Source organism: Sinomonas sp. (genome assembly GCF_051955515.1).
Taxonomy (GTDB): Bacteria; Actinomycetota; Actinomycetes; order Actinomycetales; family Micrococcaceae; genus Sinomonas.
Window position 1 is genome coordinate 1 of sequence record NZ_JBQCGQ010000271.1, and the last position, 7,414, is coordinate 7,414.

Below are 7,414 nucleotides of genomic sequence, written 5' to 3' on the forward strand. Positions count from 1 at the left end.
CGGCGTCCAACTGGCAGTCTTCGGCCTTTACATGGGGGCGACATTTGCTCCCAACCACAAAGGAATGCCGGTGATCGCCCGGGATGCCAAGCTCGACTTCTTCTCGAAGCAGGTTCGCACGTCGCGCAACATCTCCGGGGGCTGGTGGGCCACGTGGCTCATGGGCGGTTTGAATTACCAGGTAGAGCATCACCTCTTCCCGAGCATGCCGCGACCGCACCTGGCCAAGGCCCGGAGGATGGTCCGCGAGCAGTGCACGCGCCTCGCCGTTCCGTACACCGAAACCAGCCTTTGGCGGTCTTACGGCATCGTTATCGCCTACCTCAACACCGTCGGGCTGGCGGCCCGTGACCCCTTCGAGTGCCCGATCGCGGCCCGATACGGGCGAGCGTAATGTCCGGCAGTCCGCACTTCATCGCGGTGCTGGACATCATCGCCACTCGGACGACCGCCTGGGCGTACTCTGAGTTTCAAGGAGGCCGGCGATGAATGAATTCGAAGCTTCGCTGATCATTAGGGCCGGGGCTGAACTGCTCTCAACGGAATCTGCAGATCCGCGTTCCGAAGAAGGGTACTCCGCGGTGAAGGGGAACCTTTCGATGGCCCTGAATTCTATTGCCGACGCGCTAGTCAACTTCGAGGCTGGGTCAGCCGGGACAAGCCGCTCAGCGGGCTGGGCCCAGGATCTCCGCCGCGTTGCGGACGACCTGGTAGATCGATAGCCGTCGGGGTATCACGTCATGAAACGCGCCAAAGCCGCGGTCATCTTTGAGATGGCCGCGGCTTGTCTGCTTTTGGTGGGCTGCGTCGGTGGAGCCGCCTCCGACCAACGGACGACGACGGCGGCAAGCGGTTCGGCCAGCCCGTCGCCGTCCATCACCTCGGGCGTGTATGGCTACGTAACGGCCGGACCGACCTGTCCGGTCGAGAGGGTGGATCAGCCGTGCCCGCCGCGGCCGGTGTCGACGGTTGTCGAAGCTCGTGCTGGTGGCCGAGCAGTGGCCTCGGCCGAGAGCGACGGGAGCGGCCGGTACGAGTTCCATCTCGCGCCGGGGAGCTATGTGGTGGTGGTTGGTGGCTCGGCCGTTTGGCCACGCTGCCCCGAGACGGCAGTGGCAGTGGTGGCGGGCGTGACGACGCGTGCTGATATCTCCTGCGACACAGGGATTCGGTGACGGCTGCGCTGCGGCCCGCCTGCCCCGGGGTGCAAGGCTTGGCAGAAGAATCTGCAAGTTCAAGGCTCGCGGATGTGGCGCCGTCATACCGTTAAGAAAAAGATGAGTTGGTCCACGAGCAGGGGAGTGCAGTGACGGCGATCGAAGAACGTCTTCCTCCTCTGAAGCCGCATCCGGAGGAAAAGACTCTTCGCGATCAGGTGCGGGGCATCCTGCGTGAGGCCCTTGAGGGACCGGGCCTGACCGAGGAGTCGAAGGATCGGCTCCGTCGACTTATTGCTGAACACCCCGACCGTCCCGAGGCAGCGTTTGTCGAGCACCTGCGGTCCCTGCGCCTGGCAGAAAGCGATGGGGAACTTCTTGCCGGCTAGCTGGACTGAGTCATTTCACCTCGACCCATCGGAGCGACACGGGACATCTCTCTGCAGGCTGCATACCAGCGCTTCGGTCGCGCCTGAATTTCCGGGTCTACGGAGGGATGCTTTCGCATGAAAAAGATGAAACTCCGGTACGCAGGGACTTGCCACGAATGCGGGGCTTCCCTCTCCGCGGGGACGGAAGCCGTTTACGAGAGCAAGACGAAGTCCGTTCGCTGCTTGGACTGCGGGGATCGCCTCGGGGAGCTCGCGGTCCCGGAGGTCGAGTCATCGAATGGACTGCCGCTCAATGAATCCGGCAATGCCGGTTCATCGGCGCGCAGGGAATACGAGCGCCGCAAGGCGAAGGATGAGGAGCGGCTCCGCGAACGATGGGGTCGGTTCGGCAACTTAGCCGTAGCCCTCTCAGAGGAGCGTCAAAGTACCAAAGCCTGGGAGCGAGGGGCGGTAGGTGAGGAACGGCTCGGAGCACGGCTCGATTCCCTCGTCGAACACGGCATCGCCCTGCTTCATGACCGAAGAATTCCTGGCTCGAAAGCGAACATCGACCATATTGCCGTCACTCCTGACGGGATCTGGGTAATTGACGCCAAGCGTTATAAGGGTCGGCCCGAACTGAAGATCGAGGGCGGCCTGTTTCGGCCGCGGGTCGAGAAGCTCCTCGTGGGTCGTCGAGATTGCACCGAGCTCGTCGATGGCGTGCTGAAACAGGTCGAGGTCGTCCGTAATATCGTGCCGGATGTGCCAGTCACCGGAGCGCTCTGCTTCGTCGAGGCTGACTGGCCCCTCATCGGAGCCTTCTTCTCGACCCGGGGAATTCATGTGCTTTCGCCGAGACGGCTGGCGAAGAAGCTTGCAGGGGAGACTGTCGGTGATATCAGCGTTGCAAAAGTGCAAGCAGTGGTGGCCTCACGGTTCAGGCCGGCGTGACTGCCCTCGCCGCCCGATTGGACGCCGCGCAAGGTACAGAGCTGGAACTGGCGCAGCTCACCCGTGAGGCCGATGCGTACCGTCTCGAGCGGGAACACTTCAGGCGTTTTCTCAGGGCCCAGGATGTCCCCCATCTTGAAGGCTTGCCGTTGCTGCGAAAGTCCTCGCACAAGCTTCTAGAGCTTCTCGTTGACGCGGAACTGGAGAACCGCAGAACTCCAGCCTTGAGGTGGGTGCGAACGCTTCGCCGCTTTTTCAAGTACAGTCCTCAACGAGGTCTCGACCTCAACCACACCGACCTCGTCCTCAACATTCAGCGAGCCTTTCTTAGCAATGACGTCTGACGCTCAGAGCCCAGCGCGTTGAGCGGTATGAGTTCAGTGCCCGGCCTCATTCGTGGCCAAGATATTCGTTTGGTCGCCACATCGGCGGCACAGTGAACCAATTGTCACGATCGATGCCAATCTCCTAACCAATTCCAGGAGCATCTCGCCGGATTCCCTTGGTGAGCGCTCCCAGCGGTTCGATCAGCCCAAGCGCCCACGATTCGCCCGTGGATGTTTGCTGCTTCGGCGCGGGGCAGATTGCAGTATCGCTAGGGCGAAGGTGGTGATGGAATGACTAGCGGCCGGGGGCCGGCTCGGCCCCTGCGCCGATCCTGTTCCTGCGAGTCGGCACGACTGCCAGAACCGCCCACACGGCCAACGCAATGGCCGCGACCCAGAGGCTGGGCAGCCCTAGGTTCTGGTAGGCGGTCGCCCCGACGAGAGCGCCAAGGCTGATCATGGTCCACCGGCTCAGGTACTTCAGCCACCTCGCGTGGCTGCCGCCGGTGAGCGCGGCGGCGAAGTTCTGCCCGATCTTGACCAGGGTTCCCGTCATGTAGGTGAGGCCGATGCTGACCTCGCCGTTCTTGGTATAGGAGGTGTTCACGACCCCCATTGCCATTGCCAGCAGGGGAGGCACTGCTGGCTCAGCCCCTAAGGCCGGTATCAGGGCGCCTACTGCGAGGAGCAAGCTGGCAAGGGCCAACACGAGGGGGAGTCGGAAGATCTCCGATCGGCGGAACGCAAGAGTGCTGGTCACAACGCCGAGGACGAAGAAGGCGACCAAGCCGAGGGCTAGGCCCGCTCCGACAAGGGAGCCATGAACGACGTCGGAACTGGCTCGCGTCGTGTTGCCGCTCATGAACGAAACGAAGTAGCCTCCAAGGTGGATATATGCGACAGCGTCGACGTAACCAGCCGTGGCGGAGAGCCCTCCGGCGTACAAGATTCCGCGCCATGACAGGGACGCAGCCATACTTCGCGACCTTCCGTCCCGACTTTTCGAACCGCCTTCCCAGTTTATCCGGGACCTCCAGGGCATTTGAGTGCAACTGGCACCGTGGAAGGGCCGGGACCCCAGAACGTGGTGCGGAGCCTCGTCGTAGGGCCCGGAGTCACCGGGTTCGTGATGGTGATCGTGACAATCTGGACGGAGGAGCAGAGGCGGAGAGCCTCCGCAGTCTGGATGGACGCGTTTGAATTTGACAGGCAGCTCAGGGACAGGAAAGAGAATCGCGTCCTTTCCCTGCCCGCCCACGAATGCTGTCCCTCCAATGCAATCAGTTCTGTGCGCGCACCGAGCGCCGCGCCAGAAGATCGAGGAAATTGCCCCCGAGAACGCCAGTGATGATGTCCCGAGAAACGCCGCTCGCCACGAGTTCTCGCGTGATGTTGGGGAATCCTTCATAGGACTTGATCCCCTCGGCATACGGGTACCACGGCGGCTGTTGGAGGCAGCCTGGTCCTTCCCATTTCATACGCTTGACGTAGAGAGTTCCGTCGTACTGGATGTTGAGATAGCCCTCATCATCGATGTACGCGGTCTCGTACACGCTCGAGCGCCCTTTAGGGAAGGCGGTGCAGACTCCGACAGTCCGAGGCCCCATGACGTCGAGGGCGTGCATGACGTGCTCACCCATATCCGCGACGGTGGGGGCCTCGTTGTCATTGAGCTCGAGGGGCATCGCGCTCATCATTCCGCCCTTTTCGGCCACGATCCGTAGGGTCTCATCGCTCGCATTCCTGCGGTTTGGGAAGACGCTGAAGCTGTTGTTGTGAGAGAAGTAGGGCGGCGTCGTCGAAGCTTGGGCAGCCGTGAGCTGGGTACGCTTGCCACCATGGGATAGCGCCCAAGATCGAAGAGCTCAGTGTGTCAAACAGGGCACCCGCGATACAGATCAGGATGCCGACGACGATGAACCGCTTCTTGGTCTTTCGCATCACGCACCGCCCTCTCAGGCAAAATTGCAATTTCTCTCACCGACCGTTATTTGGTTTGCTGCCAACATGTCATCCGTGGACCACCACTGAATTTGTGCCCTCGACCATTGAGATCGTCCCTTCTGGTCCTGTGGCGCCCCACGGGGTTCCTCGTTAGGGAGTGGTGGTCGCCTGTAGTGAGGAAGGATGGCGTGATCGCTGCCTCAGTCAGACCTCGCAGGGCCCTGAGCGAGCCGGTTGACGACTGTCCTCGACAGCCGAGCCACCGCAGGGCTCCAGACCTTCTTCGACGCCAACCTCTGGGCCGCATTCTGGAACGCGGAACAGGCCGGTCCGGTGCTCGATGGGCTCGCACGTCGGGCCGACCTCGTGCTCGTGGGGCTCGACGGAGTGTGTACCTTGGGGGAACCGCCTCAGCAGACGACGGCGGGCGCCTCCTTCCTGAGCACACGCCCCTCGTGGTCAAGGACGGCTCTGTCGAGGTCGTGGAGTTGTTCCGCGAGACCGGGTGGCCCGAGGCGATTCAGCTCGGACATTGGCCCACCCGCACGAGCGGCTCGCCCTCGGACACGCCGTCGCGGCCTGGGCCCTCGGCGACCTCCCCTGACGGCGGCGAGCGTTGGGGCCTGAACCCGATGTCCGCGACGTCCTCGTCCCTTTCAGCGCCTTCGCCAAATGTGGCCGGAGGATTTCGCTTCGACGCCTCTGAGGCTGCGAAGACGTAGGACGGCAAGGGCGGCCGAGGCCGGGATCAGGACTGCGACGCCGACCGCGATCCCCACCTTGAACGCGATCAGGACGAACAATCCAGCCGGGATAAGTCCGCGAAACATCCACAGCACCAGAGCGAGGGATGAGGCGTCCCCCACCGGGCTGAGGACTGGCGACAGCATTCCCACGGGTGCCCCTGCAGAGCCCGCGAGCATTAACGACACGCAGGGCGGGGCTGTGAGCATCAGAGCAAGAACACCCGAGCCTTGCGCTCCAGTTTGGACCAGCGGGTATGCCGCCAGAGCGCCTGCGCCAATGCACAGCACCAGCAGTGCCCACGGCATCACCATGTGTCGGAGGATCATCCGGCAGAAGGAGTCTGGGACGATGCGGTCGGCCCCGACGGTGTCCAGATAATCCAGAAGGCCCTTAGCGTGCACCCTGAAGACCCGTTCCAGGACAACAAGAGCGACGGCGGCAGCGAGCAGATTCCCATCCGCAACACAGGTGAGAGCGCCAGTGGCCGCACCTGCCAGAAGTGCCGTACCCGACCGGACAGGACTCCTCAGGACCGAGAGAGAGTCGACCCGCAGGGCTCTGGACCAGGGCCCTGCGCGGAATCCCGTCCGGAGCCGGCGGAATCTTCGGGTCCGCCCCGGTTGGGTGGACCCGAAGGCCCGTGCGTCGCCCGCCATAAGTCCTGCGATCAGCGCGTCCCTTGACGCCATGTCCGCTTCCAGGCGGCCAAGCGGCACGCTGTCCAGACAGGCTGGGACAAGCGCGAAGAGCGCAACCGCGGCTGCGAATTCAAGAGCCGAGATGGCCAGCGGAAGCCATCCTGTCCTTCCGAACCAGGGCGATGCGGCGCAAAGGAGCACGCCAGCACCGCCGATGACCCATCGCCCTGTTGTCGCGGACGCGCTTTGCCGGACTACGAGGGATCCCGCAACGATCCCGCCCAGTCCGAGCCCTGACGCAACTGTGCGCACGGCGGTCCAGCTTTCCATCCCCAGTCCCGCCGCGACCACTCCTCCTACCAGTCCTCCGACTCCGGCGACTAGCACAAAGAGCATCAAGGTGCGGTGGGTGAGCGTTTTCCGTACCCCGAATGGCCCTTCGATGAAGTAGAAGAGTTCGCGTGCTGTGGGCACCACGAGGCCGGCGTGCGATGGCATGAACGCAGTCAGGGCAACGAACACAGCACCGGCGGCGTGCAGCGACTCCGCCACTGCGAAGGGGCTCACAGCCTGGCTCAGAAGGGAGACAGCGCTGATCGCTGAGAAGATCCCCGGCGCGCCGAGGAACGCCGCACAGATCACTGCTATGTAGACGCGGTAGAGCGTGCTGTGGTGTCCGGCTCTGCGGTCCCTGATGAAGCGATGTGCCGCCAGCAGACTAGGGATGGCGACATCGGGCAGCGACTGTGAGTTCTGGGGCTTCATTTACGTCGGGATCTCCAGCCGCACTGTCTGGTCGGCCAGCTCGTCGACGAAGTGCCGATCGTGGGTTGCCATCACGATGGTCAGCCCTTCTGCCTTACTCTGGGCGAGGATTCGTCTCACGGCGGCTCGCCGCTCGACATCGAGGCGCTGCTCGGGCTCGTCGAGCACGAGCAGTGTCGCGGGTCGCAAGAGGCCGAAGCACAGAGCCACGAGCTGGCATTCGCCGGAGGAGAGTTCGTCGGGGAAGCTGTCTGAGATCCGCTCGATGCCCAGTTCGGCCAGCAGCTCGGAAGGTCGAGTTTTTTCGGCGAGGATGCCCCATGATGCCTGCACGAATTGCAGGTGTTCGAATACGGTCAAGTTCTCGAAGAACGGAGGGGTCTGCATCACTGCGGCGATGCTTTGCTCGGGGACGGCTTCGCCGTCGAACCACACGGTTCCGGACGTAGGAGAATCTCGCCCGAGCAGGATGCGCAGCAGAGTGGTTTTCCCTGCCCCGTTCGCTCCCTCAA

General features: G+C 63.1%; 7 protein-coding genes and 1 pseudogene. 4 read left to right on the plus strand and 4 right to left on the minus strand.

The annotated features are described in order from the left end of the window. The 4 genes from ACTHL9_RS15840 to ACTHL9_RS15855 all read left to right on the plus strand — a co-directional run. Positions 1–394: fatty acid desaturase family protein (locus ACTHL9_RS15840; protein ID WP_440520245.1), on the plus strand; the 394-nt coding region annotated here is incomplete at its 5' end. A gap of 912 nt (positions 395–1,306) precedes the next feature. Next, positions 1,307–1,546: a hypothetical protein gene (locus ACTHL9_RS15845; RefSeq protein ID WP_440520246.1), complete on the plus strand. Its 240-nt coding sequence runs from the start codon at positions 1,307–1,309 to the stop codon at positions 1,544–1,546. Positions 1,547–1,663: 117 nt separating this feature from the next. Further along, the gene (locus ACTHL9_RS15850; RefSeq protein ID WP_440520247.1) at positions 1,664–2,482 is read left to right on the plus strand and encodes a nuclease-related domain-containing protein; all 819 of its coding nucleotides are present in this window, start codon (positions 1,664–1,666) and stop codon (positions 2,480–2,482) included. Further along, positions 2,479–2,826, plus strand: a complete 348-nt coding sequence (locus ACTHL9_RS15855) for a hypothetical protein (RefSeq protein WP_440520248.1) — start codon at positions 2,479–2,481, stop codon at positions 2,824–2,826. Before ACTHL9_RS15850 ends, ACTHL9_RS15855 begins: the two co-directional genes overlap by 4 nt. A gap of 277 nt (positions 2,827–3,103) precedes the next feature. Here the strand turns inward: ACTHL9_RS15855 and ACTHL9_RS15860 are convergent, their stop codons facing one another. From ACTHL9_RS15860 to ACTHL9_RS15875, 4 genes and pseudogenes are all read right to left on the minus strand, one after another. After that, positions 3,104–3,850: a YoaK family protein gene (locus tag ACTHL9_RS15860; protein WP_440520249.1), complete on the minus strand. Its 747-nt coding sequence runs from the start codon at positions 3,848–3,850 to the stop codon at positions 3,104–3,106. A 238-nt stretch (positions 3,851–4,088) separates the two neighbouring features. Then, positions 4,089–4,643 (minus strand): annotated as a pseudogene (locus tag ACTHL9_RS15865) (membrane dipeptidase); the annotation flags it as partial. A gap of 765 nt (positions 4,644–5,408) precedes the next feature. Continuing rightward, on the minus strand, positions 5,409–6,902 hold the full coding sequence (locus ACTHL9_RS15870) for a hypothetical protein (protein WP_440520250.1): 1,494 nt from the start codon (positions 6,900–6,902) through the stop codon (positions 5,409–5,411). Further along, positions 6,903–7,414, minus strand: a 512-nt coding sequence (locus ACTHL9_RS15875; protein ID WP_440520251.1) for an ABC transporter ATP-binding protein, incomplete at its 5' end; no start/stop codon positions are given. It lies immediately after the preceding gene.

Coding starts and splice junctions, on each gene's coding strand:
- ACTHL9_RS15850 (WP_440520247.1), top strand. CDS start 1,664: ATGAAAAAGATGAAACTCCGGTACGCAGGGACTTGCCACGAATGCGGG.
- ACTHL9_RS15860 (WP_440520249.1), bottom strand. CDS start 3,850: ATGCCCTGGAGGTCCCGGATAAACTGGGAAGGCGGTTCGAAAAGTCGG.
- ACTHL9_RS15870 (WP_440520250.1), bottom strand. CDS start 6,902: ATGAAGCCCCAGAACTCACAGTCGCTGCCCGATGTCGCCATCCCTAGT.